Source organism: Ramlibacter sp. (genome assembly GCF_041916345.1).
Lineage (GTDB): Bacteria > Pseudomonadota > Gammaproteobacteria > Burkholderiales > Burkholderiaceae_C > Ramlibacter.
Genome location: NZ_JAYRZR010000024.1, coordinates 1 through 13,726 on the forward strand (window position 1 = coordinate 1; position 13,726 = coordinate 13,726).

15 protein-coding genes are annotated in these 13,726 nt (G+C 69.4%); 7 read left to right on the plus strand and 8 right to left on the minus strand.

Features of this window, described 5'->3' with window-relative positions; all coding sequences use genetic code 11:
* Positions 1–562: YbfB/YjiJ family MFS transporter (locus tag ACE3T5_RS08690; protein WP_374666560.1), on the minus strand; the 562-nt coding region annotated here is incomplete at its 3' end.
* A gap of 47 nt (positions 563–609) precedes the next feature.
* On the minus strand, positions 610–1,047 hold the full coding sequence (locus ACE3T5_RS08695) for a universal stress protein (protein ID WP_374666562.1): 438 nt from the start codon (positions 1,045–1,047) through the stop codon (positions 610–612).
* A 129-nt stretch (positions 1,048–1,176) separates the two neighbouring features.
* On the opposite strand from ACE3T5_RS08695, the gene ACE3T5_RS08700 reads away from it, so the two are divergent.
* Entirely contained in the window at positions 1,177–1,713 is a 537-nt protein-coding gene (locus tag ACE3T5_RS08700) for a hemerythrin domain-containing protein (RefSeq protein WP_374666564.1), read from the plus strand.
* Positions 1,714–1,744: 31 nt separating this feature from the next.
* Here ACE3T5_RS08700 and ACE3T5_RS08705 read toward each other — a convergent pair whose 3' ends face one another.
* The 4 genes from ACE3T5_RS08705 to ACE3T5_RS08720 form a co-directional block, all read right to left on the minus strand.
* A complete protein-coding gene (locus tag ACE3T5_RS08705) occupies positions 1,745–2,044 on the minus strand; it encodes a HigA family addiction module antitoxin (RefSeq protein WP_374666566.1) in 300 nt (99 codons plus the stop codon).
* A 10-nt stretch (positions 2,045–2,054) separates the two neighbouring features.
* Positions 2,055–2,336, minus strand: coding sequence for a type II toxin-antitoxin system RelE/ParE family toxin (locus tag ACE3T5_RS08710; protein ID WP_374666568.1), 282 nt, complete (start codon positions 2,334–2,336; stop codon positions 2,055–2,057).
* 150 nt (positions 2,337–2,486) lie between these two features.
* A complete protein-coding gene (locus ACE3T5_RS08715) occupies positions 2,487–2,864 on the minus strand; it encodes a hypothetical protein (RefSeq protein ID WP_374666570.1) in 378 nt (125 codons plus the stop codon).
* A gap of 692 nt (positions 2,865–3,556) precedes the next feature.
* Positions 3,557–3,997, minus strand: a complete 441-nt coding sequence (locus tag ACE3T5_RS08720; protein ID WP_374666572.1) for a universal stress protein — start codon at positions 3,995–3,997, stop codon at positions 3,557–3,559.
* A gap of 63 nt (positions 3,998–4,060) precedes the next feature.
* Here ACE3T5_RS08720 and ACE3T5_RS08725 point away from each other — a divergent pair, with 63 nt between their 5' ends.
* From ACE3T5_RS08725 to ACE3T5_RS08735, 3 genes are read left to right on the plus strand one after another with little or no spacing between them, the layout of a single operon-like run.
* On the plus strand, positions 4,061–4,510 hold the full coding sequence (locus ACE3T5_RS08725) for a DUF2721 domain-containing protein (RefSeq protein WP_374666574.1): 450 nt from the start codon (positions 4,061–4,063) through the stop codon (positions 4,508–4,510).
* A gap of 42 nt (positions 4,511–4,552) precedes the next feature.
* Complete coding sequence (locus tag ACE3T5_RS08730) at positions 4,553–5,170, plus strand: FHA domain-containing protein (protein WP_374666576.1); 618 nt, start codon at positions 4,553–4,555, stop codon at positions 5,168–5,170.
* Positions 5,171–5,197: 27 nt separating this feature from the next.
* Positions 5,198–5,863: a hypothetical protein gene (locus ACE3T5_RS08735; RefSeq protein WP_374666578.1), complete on the plus strand. Its 666-nt coding sequence runs from the start codon at positions 5,198–5,200 to the stop codon at positions 5,861–5,863.
* 192 nt (positions 5,864–6,055) lie between these two features.
* Here the strand turns inward: ACE3T5_RS08735 and ACE3T5_RS08740 are convergent, their stop codons facing one another.
* Entirely contained in the window at positions 6,056–7,189 is a 1,134-nt protein-coding gene (locus ACE3T5_RS08740) for an ABC transporter substrate-binding protein (RefSeq protein ID WP_374666580.1), read from the minus strand.
* Between the two features lie 132 nt (positions 7,190–7,321).
* Here ACE3T5_RS08740 and ACE3T5_RS08745 point away from each other — a divergent pair, with 132 nt between their 5' ends.
* The 3 genes from ACE3T5_RS08745 to ACE3T5_RS08755 are packed head-to-tail and all read left to right on the plus strand — an operon-like array spanning position 7,322 to position 12,959.
* Positions 7,322–8,575: an MFS transporter gene (locus ACE3T5_RS08745; RefSeq protein ID WP_374666583.1), complete on the plus strand. Its 1,254-nt coding sequence runs from the start codon at positions 7,322–7,324 to the stop codon at positions 8,573–8,575.
* Between the two features lie 53 nt (positions 8,576–8,628).
* Positions 8,629–10,206: an alkaline phosphatase gene (locus ACE3T5_RS08750; protein WP_374666585.1), complete on the plus strand. Its 1,578-nt coding sequence runs from the start codon at positions 8,629–8,631 to the stop codon at positions 10,204–10,206.
* Positions 10,203–12,959, plus strand: a complete 2,757-nt coding sequence (locus ACE3T5_RS08755; protein WP_374666587.1) for a 7TM diverse intracellular signaling domain-containing protein — start codon at positions 10,203–10,205, stop codon at positions 12,957–12,959. Before ACE3T5_RS08750 ends, ACE3T5_RS08755 begins: the two co-directional genes overlap by 4 nt.
* 18 nt (positions 12,960–12,977) lie before the next feature.
* On the opposite strand, the gene serB is transcribed toward ACE3T5_RS08755, so the two are convergent.
* On the minus strand, positions 12,978–13,703 hold the full coding sequence (gene serB / locus ACE3T5_RS08760) for a phosphoserine phosphatase SerB (protein WP_374666589.1): 726 nt from the start codon (positions 13,701–13,703) through the stop codon (positions 12,978–12,980).
* Positions 13,704–13,726: the final 23 nt, after the last annotated feature.

Here is a 13,726-nt window from a genome sequence, read left to right on the forward strand (position 1 = left end):
CCGCGAGCACGCCGAAGCCCAGCCAGCCACTGGCCGCCGGCACCTGCGCGGCCACCAGCGCACTCGCGACCAGGCCGCTCACGACGATGCCGGCACCCGGGCCGGTGTAGATGAGCGCGCCCATCTCCGGCACGCCGCGGCGCGCGAGCTGCTCCAGGCACCAGCCCGAGGTGTAGAGGAACACCACCGCGCTGGCCACGCCGGCGGCGAAGCGCAGCAGCGGCCACGCCGCGGGCAGGTGGAAGGCCATGCCCAGCGTCAGCAGCGCGGTGGCGACCAGGCCGCCGCGCACCAGCCGGGGCGGGTTCACGCGCGAGGCGAAGCCGAAACGGCGCCACAGCCAGGGCTGGAAGGTGCAGGCGAGGGCGCCGACGAGGTAGCCCAGGTAGTTGGCGCTGGCGAGCAGGCTGGCACCGGCCACGTTGACCGAGCCTTCGGCCAGCATCATGGGCAGCAGGGGGGTGAAGGCGAAGCGCCCGATGCCCATGGCCACCGCCAGGCTCACCAGGCCGGCAACGGCGATCTGCCAGGGGCGGGCGGTCTCAGGTCTCTCGCTCGGCATGCGGCCGGCAGTGTCGCACGATCACGCGGCGCCTGCCGGCGCGCGGCTCAGCGCGCCACGAGCACGGGAATGCGCGACTCGGCCACCACCTTGTTGGCAACGCTGCCCAGCACGAGCCGTGCCACGCCGGTGCGGCCGTGCGAGCCGACCACGATGAGATCGGCGCCGGTCTGCTCGGCCGTCTGCAGGATGCCGGGGGCCGGCGCCAGCTCTTCGGCCAGGCGCGGATGGAAGGTGACACGCGGTTCCTGCTCGCACAACGTCATCACCTGACCATGCGCCTGCGAGGCCTGCTGCATGGCCGCCGACATGTAGGCCTGGAAGCCCATGGGGTTGGCCTCGCCCACGCCCGCGTAGGGGTAGGGATCCACCACGAACAGCGCGGTCAGTTCCGCGCCGTGGATGCGGGCCAGGCGGACGGCCAGCTCGGCCGCGTGCGTGGAGGCGGAAGAACCGTCAGTGGCCAGGAGGATGTGCTTGAACATGGCGGCGTGCGGGTAGGTTCGACAACAGACGCTGCATGTTGCAGGCAGCCGTGCCGCGTGCAGTTGACCTGCGTCAACGAGCAGCGGCCGACGCGGCGGGACCATGCATGGCATCGACGAAGGAATGCCATGACCACGCCCGCCACCGCCACCGATGCCAACCCGATCGACGGTTTCCACCGCTGCCACATCGGCCTGATCACCCAGCTGGAAGCCTGCTCACGCCTGGCCGAACTGGCCGACGCCGCCATGCTGGCGCGGCGCATGGCGCGCGACGCGCTGAAGCTGTTCGACGATGCGGTGATGCCCCATCATGCGGAGGAAGAGTCCGAGCTGTTCCCCGCGGTCCTGCGCTCCGCGCGGCCGGAAGAGCAGGCGACGGTGCGCGAGCTGGTGGACAAGCTGGTCGCCGAACACCGCGACGTGGAGGCGCAGTGGATGCTGCTGCGCCCGGCGGTGAAGAAGGTGGCCAAAGGCGAAGACGCCGCCATCGACGGCCCCGGCCTCGCCGAGCTGGTGCGCCGCTACCACCGCCATGCCCGCACCGAGGAAGACATCTTCCTGCCCCTGGCCGAACGCATCCTGGGCCGCGACGGCAATCACATGGCCGCGCTGGGCATGTCGCTGCACATGCGGCATGTGCATGCGATGCCGGGGTATATCTGAAGGAGTCCGAAGGGTTGGCGCGCGGCGCAGGCTACGCGGCCAGGAGCGTGCACCTTTGGATGGTCGCCAGCTCCTCCTGCAAGGCTTCCCTTGCAAGGGCTGTGTCATACGCGACCTGGCCACGCAGCCACCAGCCGTCACTCAGGCCGAAGTAGCGGCAAAGCCGCAAGTCCGTGTCGGCCGTGATGGCCCGCCTGCCAGCGACGATCTCGCCGATGCGCTGGGCTGGCACGCCGATGTCCTTGGCGAGGCGGTACTTCGTCAAACCGAGCGGCTTGAGGAATTCTTCCTCCAGCATTTCCCCCGGGGAGACTGGGAGAACCGTTCGCATGGTGAATCCTTCAGTGATAGTCGACGATCTCTACATCTGTGGCCCCGTCTGCTGTCCAGACGAAGCAGACTCGCCATTGTTGATTGATGCGGATGCTGTGTTGTCCCTTTCGGTCATCCTTCAGTGCCTCGAGATGGTTGCCTGGTGGCACCCTCAGATCATCAAGTACCTGCGACCAGTCCAGCAGCGCAAGCTTGCGTAGGGCGGGTCGTTCGATATTCACCCAGCGCTTGACTCGCTTGCCCTCGAAGAGGGCTTGGGTGTCCTTGCACTTGAAGTCCCTGATAGTCACGCAGGCCGATAGTAACGCGTGTCGTTATTATTGTCAACTCAACGCAGCCCCATCGCGTGCCTCTCTCTCGGGCGAAGACGAGGAAGTCGCCGTGAGCGGGTCTTCAAGCCTCCCGTGCCTAGCTTGTTAGACCGTCTATTGCACACACAACTACTTTCTCCAATTGTCAGGGACGCCGCCTAGGCCTTCGGGACTACCACGCGACCCACCGCCCACGCATTGCGCAACACCGCCAACAATCATTATGGTCAGCAGTAGCGACAGAGCCGCCTTGAGCAGACCGGCAAAGTTCTTGACGGTTTCTTTGAACGTTGGTCCCCAGACTATGTGCAGCAGCACCCAGATCGCGAACGCCACACCAACCCAAAGGACTAACGACCGCCCAGCCCCAGGTTGTGCCTTGTCCACTTGGCTGGCGATGAACGAGACTACGAAGATCGCAGCCACGAATAGAATCGGCGGCAAGCAGCCGGACCTATCGCTCGGCTTGCCTGCTTTGTCTTCCTCATCGCTGGAAGAGTCGCTCACGACAACTTGCCTATAGAGTGGGCTCCAGAAACGATATACGTCAACTGAAGCGTGGACTTCAACGCAGGTGCCAAGGCACGCTCAATCTCCGAAGGGGCAGTGGCCGCAGCAACCGCGAGGCATTCCAAGAGCGCGCAGATCTCGCTTGCAGAGACTTGCACGTGGTAGTCATGTCTTGCCTTCCCGGAGAAGTCGCCCACTCCCGCTTTGACGATAACCAGATTTGAGCCGCCACTCCGCCACTCAAACTTGGGCTCCTTCAACTCGATTGTTGCGGGACCATGGTCGGCTAGGGTGCCTCTTCGTGTGATCTTCATGAGGTGACCTCCGTACAGTTCGATCAGTGTCCGCTACCCTGTTGCAGCGGTCTATCGAACGTAGTACGCACGCATCCTATCCACAGATCAAGAGAACTGTCTACCGGTCGACACAAGTGTCGATCGGTGGGTGTCTATAGGTCGACACTTTTCAGGTGTCGGCCCGTCGACAGTTCCGCCCACGCACAGATCAGCAGAGCAGTTCAATCCGTCGGCCCGCCACCCACCTGAAGGACTGGGGCGGGGGTGTCCCCTGTAGCGAAATAAAGGAGGAGCATGCCGCGCGCGGCAAAGCGGGGGACATTCGCGGAAGGGGACACCCCCGTCTCGGTCCGGCGCGAACCAGCGACGCGCGAACAACAAACAGGAGAGCCCCTACCGCACCACCATCACCGGCACCGTCGCCTCCGCCAGCACTCGCGTCGTCACGCTCCCCAGCACCAGCTTGCGCAGCGCCCCATGCCCATGGGACCCCATCACGATGAGATCCGCGCCTTCGTCGGTGGCCGTCTGCGCGATGCCGTGCGCGGCGGCGGCTTCCTCCACGATGCGTGTCTCCACCTGCAGCGACGGACCACCCGCCTGCGCAGCCTCCACCGCACGGCTCAACGCTTGCCCCGCATGGGAGTGGGCCGCCTGGATGTACGCCTCGAACCCGATGGGGTTGGCCTGCCCGATGCCCAGGTAAGGGTAGGGGTCCACCACGTACACCGCGGTCAGCCGCGCGCCGTGGGTGCGGGCCAGGCCGGCGGCCACCTGCGCCGCGCGGTCGCAGACCGGGGATCCGTCGGTGGCCAGCAGGATGTGTTTGAACATGGTTCTCTCCTTGGGGTGAATGCAATTGGTCCATGGTACTGCCGCCCGCCCATAATCCCACCCATGGCCACGCCCCCCGACCCCAGCGCAGTCACCCACGGCATCCAGCTCGCCGTCGCCCCGGTGTTCCTGCTCACGGCTGTGTCGGCCCTGATCGGGGCCGTAGCCGGTCGCCTGGCACGCATCATCGACCGGGCGCGCCTGGTGCAGGAGCGTGCCCGCCAGTCCGATGACGCCGCCTTCGTGGCCCGCGCCCGGACGGAGCTGGACCAGCTGCGTCGCCGCGGCTGGCTGGCCAATGGCTGCATCGGCCTGCTCACCTGCTGCGGCCTGATGATCGGCTTCACCATCATCGTGTTGTTCCTGGGGGAGACGCGGGGTCTGGCCGTCAGCCCCTGGGCGGTGGGATGCTTCCTGGGCGGGGTGGGGTGCTTCCTGGCGGCGCTGCTGTGCTTCCTGGCCGAGACGGTGCTCGCCACCCGCCTGCTGGACTTCGACCTGCCACCCCGGTAGCATGGGCCGCGTCGCGCCGGGTCTGCGCGGCGCGGAGGTGCCATGCCGCAACTGATTGCAACGGTCGAGGGCGTCGAGGTCAAGCACGTGTTCCTGCACAAGGACCGCACCACGCTGGGCCGCAAGCCGGACAACGACATCGTGCTCGACACCCTGGTCGTCAGCAGCCGGCATTGCGCCTTCGATCTCGTGGGCGTGGCCGATGTCTACCTGGAGGACCTGGGCAGCACCAACGGCACCTACGTCAATGATCACATGATCAAGCGGCGGACGAAGCTGAACGACGGCGACGTCATCGCCATCGGCCCGTTCCGCATCAAGTACCTGCAGGCGTCGGAGGAGCCCAGTGGCTTCGGCGAGACGCAGGCCATGAGCTTCGATCCGCGCACACCGGCGGCCCATGCCAGCCTGAAGGTCGTCTCAGGCTCGTCGGCGGGCCTGGAGGTGCCGGTGGTCAAGGCCGTCACCACCTTCGGCAAGCCGGGCGTCTGCGTGGTGTCGGTGGCGCACCGGCGCACCGGCTACTTCGTGGCCCACCTGGCCGGCACCAGCGTGCCCCGGCTCAACGGCCGCCCCCTGGGGCATGACCCCGAACTGCTGTCCCCAGGCGACACCCTCGAGATCGATGGCACGGGAATGGTGTTCCAGCTCGCCGGCTGATCCCGGTTCTGGTTCACAATCGGGCTCATGGGGCTGATCCAACGCATCCTGGGCAACACGGGCAAGGACAAGCCGGGCGCCGGCTCGGCGTCGTCGCCCACCCCTCTGTCCTCCGCGTTCTCTGAAAGCCAGATCGCGGCAGATGAAGACGACGAAGAGGTTGCCCGCGCCAACCGCCGGCGCGAGATCGTCAAGGTGATGCTGCGCGAGACGATGCGCCAGCACGGCATTCCGGCCGACTGGATCGAATGCCGCATCATCCCCACGGTAGGCCGCAACAAGCGCCCCGGCATGCACGTGAGCTTCGTCGTGCACCAGGCGCACGACAAGCTGCTGGGCTACGTCTTCGCCTTCCAGGACAGCTTCCACCGTGAGCTGCTGCGCTTCGAGCCGCAGGCCAAGGACTGGGGCCTCACCGTCGGCTGGCAGTTCGAGGGCGAGCCCGCTGGCGTGCAGAAGACGGCCATGCCCGACCCCAAGACCTGGGAGGCGCATGGCGCGCCGCCGCAGCCGGTGCCGCCCAGCATTGCCGGCACGCCACTGGCAGCCGCCGCGGCGGCGCCGATGGCTTCGCTCGACCTGCTGGACAGCCAGGACACCGAGCCCTCCGAAGACGACGACGTGCAGAAGGATCTGGCGGCCCTGTTCGCCATCCGTGACGCCGTGCTCGCGAAGGACCTGTCCGCCGCCTAGGAGGTAGAGGCCGCGCAGGCCGCAGCCGCCGCGGAGGCAGCAGCCGCGCCGCGCGTGCGCCGGGCCGGCACCGAAGACGAGACGGCGTCTGATTTCGAGCCCACGCGCCCCTTCGACCTCCCGGCGGACGACGCCGCCCCGCGCAAGCGCTAGCGGGCGGCCGGGCGCCCCGCCCGGCGCGGGGTCGGGTGGCTACTGCCGGATGCGCCCGCTGCCGCTGATGATGGACAGTTCCACGAACCGCGAGCCCGATCGCGCGTTCGGCCGGAAGCTGATGAGGTAACCGCCCAGGTCGAAGCTTTCCATCGCGTCCAGCGCCGCGATGGTGCCCTCGCGGGTGGGCCGGGCGCCCTGGCGGCGCACCGCCTCGACGATCACCTTGGCGGCGATGTAGCCCTCGATCATGGCGTAGCTCACCGGCACTTCCAGGTTGGGCGTGCGTGCCACCAGGTCGTTGAACTCCTTGGCCAGCCGGTTGGAGATCTTGTACGGGCTGGGCGTCACCTGCGTGATGGCGACGCCCTGCATCTGCTCCTCCGACAGGCGCTTGGACATCTGCTCGACGTCGGCACCCGAGTGCGCGAAGAGCTGCGCGGTGCCGCCGCCGCCACGGTACTGCTCGATGAAGGCCGCCGCGGCCGCGCCGCTGGAGACCATGATGATGGCCTGGGGCTGCGGTGCCTTCATGAATGCATCCACCGCGGGGGTGACACGGGCCGTGCCGCTCTCGTAGGCGGCCTTGTGGGTGATGGTGGCGCGTGCCTTCTTCGCCGCCTCTTCCGCGGCCGCCAGCAGGGCCGGGGCGCCGGGGCCGTCTTCATAGAACAGGCCCAGGCGCGAGATGCCGATGGTCGACAGGTGCTCGGTGAGCTTGTTCACCTCGTCGCGCAGGGTGGCGCGCACGTTGTAGAGCAGCGGCGTTTCGGGCCGGATCTCGGCGGTGCGGTAGCCCACCAGGGCGATGCGCTCCTTCTCCAGCAGGCCGGCGGCGACCAGATCGGTGATGTTGCGGGTGCCGAAGTAGCCGGCCAGCACCAGCGGCTTGTCTTCGGCCAGCAGGGTCCTGGTGACGGCGACGGTGTCCTCGGGGCGGCCGCCATCGTCGCGGCGGGCCAGGGTGAAGGTGTGGCCGCCAGCGCCGCCTGCCTTGTTCACGGCGTCGAAGTAGAGCTTCATGCCGGTGCCGTAGGCCCGGCCCTGGCTGGCCTCCAGGCCGGAGAGGGGGCCGACCTGCCCCACCACCACCTGTGCCGCGCCTGCCAGCTGGGCGCCGAGGGTCAGCGCGCCAGCCAGTGCCATGCGCGCCACGATCGAGATTCGTTGCATGCCCGATGTCTCCCATGAGGTCGAATGGTTCCAACAATAGGGCAGCCGACGCCCCGTCAGCGTGTGGAAAGCACTTAGCTGGTGCATGAAGGCGCGGAATCGGATCCAATCGATGCCTCGGGAAGGAAGGGCATGCAACACGCCATGGAATCGACCTACGCCTGGACGCGGCTGTGGGTCTCGCTGCTGCTGATGACGATCGGCGGCTCCGGCATGTACGCCATCACGGTCGTGCTGCCGCCGATGCAGGCGGACTTCGGCATCGCCCGGGGAGAGGCCTCCCTGCCATACACGCTCACGATGATCGGCTTCGGCATCGGCGGCATCCTGATGGGCCGCCTGGCGGACCGCTTCGGCGTGATGGTGCCGGTGATGATCGGCGCGGTGGGCCTGGGCCTGGGCTTCATCGCCGCCGGGCTGGCGCCGGGGCCGCTGCTGTTCGGCCTGGCGCAGGGCGTGCTGGTCGGGCTGCTGGGCACCTCGGCCACCTTCGCGCCGCTGGTGGCCGACACCTCGCGATGGTTCGACCGCCGGCGCGGCATCGCCCTGGCGATCTGCATGGCCGGCAACTACACCGCCGGCGCGGTATGGCCGCCGGTGCTGCAGCACTTCATCGAGGCCGTGGGCTGGCGCCAGACGTACGTCGGCCTGGGGGTCTTCTGCATCGCCTCGATGCTGCCGCTGGCCCTGGTGCTGCGGCCGCGGCCGCCCGCGCAGGGCGCGGTGGCGGCCGGCCCGGCGGCGGCCCCGCGGCGCAGCCTCGCCTCGGAACGGCCGCTGGGCCTGGCGCCGGGCGTGCTGCAGGGTTGGCTGGCGGTGGCCGGCGTGGCCTGCTGCGTGGCCATGTCGATGCCGCAGGTGCACATCGTGGCCTACTGTGGGGACCTCGGATTCGGCGCGGCACGCGGTGCCGAGATGCTGTCGCTCATGCTCGCCCTGGGGGTGGTGAGCCGTCTCGTGTCGGGCTGGATCTCGGACCGCATCGGCGGCCTGCGCACACTGCTGCTGGGCTCGGTGCTGCAGGGGGTGGCGCTGCTGCTGTTCCTGCCGTTCGACGGGCTGGTGTCGCTCTACGTGGTGGCCGGGCTGTTCGGCCTGTTCCAGGGTGGCATCGTTCCAGCCTACGCGCTGATCGTGCGCGAGTATTTCCCGGTGGAGCAGGCGGGCGCCCGCGTGGGCACCGTGCTCATGGCCACGCTGCTGGGCATGGCGCTCGGCGGCTGGATGTCGGGGGCGGTGTTCGACCTCACGGGCTCCTACCGCGCGGCGTTCTGGAACGGGATCGCCTGGAACCTGCTGAACATCGCCATCGTCGGCACGCTGCTGCTGCGGGCCACGCGCATGGGGCTGGTCGTGCCCTGGCCGGTGTCGCCGCGGCCGGCCTGAGGGGTCGGGCCCGAGAGGGCGGGCGCGCTGGCTGGTCTATAGTCGGCTGGCCCATGCCGCCTGCCGCCGCCACAGACCGCCGCCAGCTGCTGCGCCTGGCCGCCGCCAGCGCGGCGGCCGGCTGGTGGCCGCGCTCGGCGTGGAGCCAGCCGCCCCTGGCGGAGAACCCGTTCCTCCTCGGCGTGGCCAGCGGCTCACCGGCTGCCGATTCGGTGGTGCTGTGGACCCGGCTGGTCGCGCCGGGCCTGCGTGAACTGGCTGCCGGCGCGGTCACCGTCGGCTGGGAAGTGGCCCATGACGAGGGCTTCCGCGAGATCGTGCGCAGCGGCCAGGCGCAAGCCCTGCCGGAACTGGCACATGCTGTCCATGTCGAGGCCGATGGCCTGGCGCCGGACCGCTGGTACCACTACCGCTTTCACGTGGGCGCCTGGCGCAGCCCGGTCGGCCGCACGCGCACCTGGCCGCAGCCGGGCGCGGCCATGGCGCGGCTGCGCCTCGGCTTTGCCTCGTGCCAGCGCTGGGAACATGGGTGGTACGCCGCCTGGCGCCACCTGCGCGCCGAAGCGCCGGACGCGGTGGTGTTCCTGGGCGACTACATCTACGAGTATCCCAGCGCGTTCGGGGCCGTCCGCGTGCCGGATGGCCAGTGGGCCACGACGCTGGCCGAGTACCGCGCGCGTCATGCGCTGCACAAGTCGGATGCCGATCTGCAGGCCATGCATGCCGCCTGCCCCTGGCTGCTGACCTGGGACGACCACGAGGTGCAGAACGACTACGCGGGGGCCGCACCGGGCAACGCCGGGCCGGCCATCACCGACTTCGCGGCCCGGCGTGCGGCGGCGTATCAGGCGTACTACGAGCACATGCCGCTGCGTGCGGGCGTGCTGGCGCGGGCGCTGCAGGGCCTGCGTGAAGGGGCGGAGCTGCGCCTGTACGGCCGGCATCGCATCGGCGGGCTGGTCGATCTGTGCCTGCTGGACAACCGCCAGTACCGCGATGTGCAGGCCTGCACGCGCGGGGGCCGCCACGGGTCGAGCACGGTGGACCCGAAGGACTGCGCGGCCTGGGCCGACCCCGCGCGCACGCTGCTCGGCGCCGAGCAGGAGCGCTGGCTGGGTCGGCAAGTGGCCGAGCCGGGCGCCACCTGGACGGTGCTGGGGCAGGGCACCTTGTTCGGCGCGCGGGACCTGAAGCCGGGCCCTGGCGAGACCTACTGGAACGACGGCTGGGACGGCTACGCGGCCAGCCGGCAGCGGCTGGTGGAGGCGCTGCGCGGCGGTCGCGCCACCAACCCGGTGCTGCTGGGCGGCGACGTGCACGAGAACTGGGTCGGCCATGTGAAGGCCGACTACGCGCGGCCCGACAGTGCCAATGTGGGCGTGGAGTTCTGCGGCACCAGCATCACCTCGCGCGCGGGCACGGGTGATGCCACGCCTGCGCGGCTGGCGGAGAACCCGCACTTCATCCATGCCCGCGCCGACGAGCGCGGCTATGGCGTGGCGGACTTCCTGCCCAGCCGGCTGGAGGTGCGCCTGCGCACGCTGGACGATGTGACGCGGCCGGATGCCGAGGTGCGCACGCAGGCCGCCTTCGTGGTGCAGGCCGGCCGGCCGGTGGTGGAGCGGGCATGAGGCGTCTGCGCCTGTCGCGCCTGCTGGCTATGGCCTGCCTGCTGCTGGCCGCCTGCCTGCTGCACGGCACCGCCATCGCCGCCGACACTGGCCGCGTGCTGCGCCTGGCCGACGCACCGACCTACGACCTCTCCGCCCATGCCGACTTCCTGGAGGACGACACCGGCGGGCTCACCATCGACGAGATCCGCCAGCCGGCGCAGCAGGCGCGCTTCCGGCCGGTGCCGGTGAGCGGGCCGGGGGCGAACTTCGGCCTCACGCGCTCCGCGATCTGGCTGCGGGTGCGCCTCGACGCGCCGGCGGGGCCGGACACGCGCTGGCTGCTGGAGCTGGGGTATCCGCCGCTGGACCGGGTGGAGCTGTGGTCACCGGATGAGGGCTTCGGCCTGCACCGGCAGATCGGCGGCGACCTGCAGCCCTATGCCAGCCGGGTGGTGCCGCATCGCAACCATGTGTTCCCGGTCACGTTGCCACCGGCGACCACGACCACGCTGTACCTGCGCATCGCCTCGCAGGGCACGGTGTCCGCGCCGCTGCGGCTGTGGCGGCCCGCGGCACTCTGGCAGGCCGACCAGCGCGAGTACGCGGCGCTCAGCCTCTACTTCGGCCTGCTGGTGGGCCTGCTGCTCTACAACCTGCTGCTTTACCTGTCGGTGCGTGACACGGCCTACCTGGTGTACGTGCTGTTCGTGGCCGGCATGGGCACCGCGCAGGCGGCGCTCACCGGCATCGGCCTGCAGTTCCTGTGGACCGAGCACATCTGGTGGAACAGCGTCTCCCCACCGGCGGGCATGTGCGCGGCGGCGATCTTCGCGATGCAGTTCGCGCGCAGCTTCCTGGCCAGCCGGCAGACCATGCCCACGGTCGACAAGCTGCTGCTGGCGCTGATCGTGGGCTGGGTGGTCGCGCTGGGCACGGCCTTGCTGCTGCCGTACATCGTCTCCAGCATCCTGGTGACCGTGCTGGCCCCGCTGGCTGTGCTGGTCCTGGTGTCCGCCGGCGTGGTGGGCATGCGCCGCGGGTTGGGCGGCGCCCGTGAGTTCATGGCGGCCTGGTCGGTGCTGCTGATCGGCGTGTTCTCGCTCTTCCTGCACAACACCGGGCAGGTGCCCAGCAACGCCGTCACCTCCAACGCGCTGCTGATCGGATCGGCCCTGGAGATGGTGCTGCTGTCGTTCGCGCTGGGCAACCGCATCAACGTGGCGCGCCGCTTCAAGGAACAGGCGCAGGCACGCATCGCCGCCGAGCAGGCGATGGTGCAGACGCTGTCGACCTCGCAGCAGCGGCTGCGCACCCTGCTGGACGAGCGCGAGACGATCCTCGACACCTCCATCGTGGGCATCGCCTTCCTCACGCCGCAGGGCCGCTTCAAGTGGGCCAACCGCGCGATGATGGACATCTTCGGCGCCACCGAGGCCTCGCTGGTGGAATCGATGGAGCCGTACTACCTCTCGCGGGAGCAGTACCTGGAGGTGGGCGGCGGCGTGGCGCAGGCGGTGTCGCGCGGCGAGGTGTATGCCAATGAGCTGCAGATGCAGCGCTCGGACGGCACGCGCATCTGGGTCTCGCTGGCCGGGCGCTCCGTGAGCCGCCACGACCTGGCGCAGGGCACCGTCTGGGTGATCATGGACATCACCCGCCGCAAGGAGCTGGAGGCCGCCCTCCAGCGCACCAGCTCGGAACGCGAGGCCATCCTCAACAACGCGGTGGTGGGCATCGTGCTGTCGGTGCGGCGCCGGCACGAGTGGGTGAACGAGAAGTTCGCGCGCATGCTGGGCTACCCGCGTGAGGAACTGATCGGCCGCACCTCCGACTACATCCACCCCGACCGCGAAAGCTGGGACCGCTTCGGCGTGGAGGCGCGCGCCGCGCTGGTGGCCACCAACGGCTACACCTGCGAGCGCCAGATACGGCGCGCCGACGGCTCGCTGTTCTGGGCGGAGATGGGCGGCAGCTGCATCAAGCCCAACGACCCCGACTCGGGCGTGATCTGGACCTTGCTGGACATCACCGGCCGCAAGAAATCGGAAGCGGAGATGCGCGAGGCGCTGGAGCAGCAGAAGGCGCTGAACGAGCTGCGCTCGCGCTTCGTCGCCATGACCAGTCACGAGTTCCGCACGCCGCTGGCGGCCATCCGCTCGGCGGAGGAGCTGCTGCGCCACTACGGTGACCGGATGGACCACGCCGACCGGGTGGAGACGCTGGACAGCATTGCCTCCGGCGTGGACCGCATGTCGAAGATGCTCGACCGCGTGCTGCTGATCGGCCGTGCCGACGCCGAGATGCTCGATTGCCAGCCGGGCGACCTGGACCTGCGGGCGCTGTGCCGCATCATGGTGGAAGAGGCCCGCATCCAGCACCCCGAGAGCCACTGCGAGGTGGTGGCGAGCTTCAGCGCGGGCGTGGGCCGCGGCCGCTTCGACGAGAAGCTGCTGCGCCACATCTTCGGCAACCTGCTGTCCAACGCCATCAAGTACTCGCCGGCCGGCGGCCAGGTGCGCTTCAACGTCATCCGCGAAGAGACGGCCACGGTGTTCGAGGTGGGCGACCAGGGCATCGGCATCCCGGCCGACGAGGTGCCGCATCTCTTCGGCTCCTTCCATCGCGCCAGCAACGTGGGCGCCATCCCGGGCACCGGCCTGGGCCTGGCCATCGTCAAGAACGCGGTGGACGCCCACGGCGGCACCATCGAGGTGACCAGCGTGGTGGGCGAGGGCACCACCTTCGTGGTGCGGATCCCGCACGTGGGGTGAGCGCGCGCGGGGAGCGGATCAGCGCAGCACTTCGAGCAGGCGGTCGAGCCCGCCCTCCTGGATGGCGACCATCGCCTGCTCGCGCACCTTGGGCTTGGCGTGGTAGGCCACTGACAGGCCGGCCTCGCCCATCATCGGCAGATCGTTCGCGCCATCGCCCATGGCGATGGCCTGCTTCGGCGAAATGCCGAGCGATGCGCACGTCTCCAGCAGCATGCGGCGCTTCTCGGCGCCGTCGCAGATATCGCCCCAGGGCTGGTCCACCATGCGGCCCGTCAGCTCGCCGCAGTTGGCGCCGGCGCGCACCTCCAGCACGTTGGAGCGGGTGTAGTCGATGCCCAGGCGGTCGCGCACGCGGTCGGTGAAGAAGGTGAAGCCGCCGGAGACCAGCAGCACCTTCAGGCCGGCGGCCTTGCAGGTCTGCACCAGCCGCTCGGCGCCGGGGTTGAGCTGCAGGCGCTCGGTGTACACGCGCTCCATGTCGGCCACCGTCACGCCGCGCAGCAAGGCCACGCGCCGGCGCAGGCTCTCCTTGTAGTCGGCGATCTCGCCGCGCATGGCGGCCTCGGTGATGGCGGCCACTTCCGCCTTGCGCCCGACGGCGTCGGCGATCTCGTCCACGCACTCGATGTTGATCAGCGTGGAGTCCATATCGAAGGCGATGAGCCGGAAGTCGGCCAGCGCGAGCGGCGGCGTGAAGCCCCGCACCAGCAGGCCGGGAGCGTGTTCGATGGCGTCGGTCATGTCGCGATTATTGCGGGCGCCAG